General features: G+C 54.7%; 1 tRNA gene and 1 rRNA gene. Both read left to right on the forward strand.

The annotated features are described in order from the left end of the window. Window positions 1–83: 83 nt before the first annotated feature. Window positions 84–159: transfer RNA gene (locus OQV04_RS24960), tRNA-Thr, on the forward strand. 39 nt (window positions 160–198) lie between these two features. Beyond that, a 5S ribosomal RNA gene (rrf, locus tag OQV04_RS24965) occupies window positions 199–285 on the forward strand; the annotation flags it as partial.

A 285-nucleotide genomic window follows, 5' to 3' on the forward strand; every position in this document is an offset into this window, starting at 1 on the left:
AGAAGTGAAACGCCGTAGCGCCGATGGTAGTGTGGGGTCTCCCCATGCGAGAGTAGGGAACTGCCAGGCATCAAATTTAGCGTGCTGATATGGCTCAGTTGGTAGAGCGCACCCTTGGTAAGGGTGAGGTCCCCAGTTCGACTCTGGGTATCAGCACCACTTTTTAGGTTAAAGTTCGGCAGATTAGAAAAGAATTTGTCTGGCGGCAGTAGCGCGGTGGTCCCACCTGACCCCATGCCGAACTCAGAAGTGAAACGCCGTAGCGCCGATGGTAGTGTGGGGTCT

The sequence above is a fragment of the Escherichia sp. Lx600-2 genome, from assembly GCF_036662595.1.
Lineage (GTDB): Bacteria > Pseudomonadota > Gammaproteobacteria > Enterobacterales > Enterobacteriaceae > Escherichia > Escherichia coli.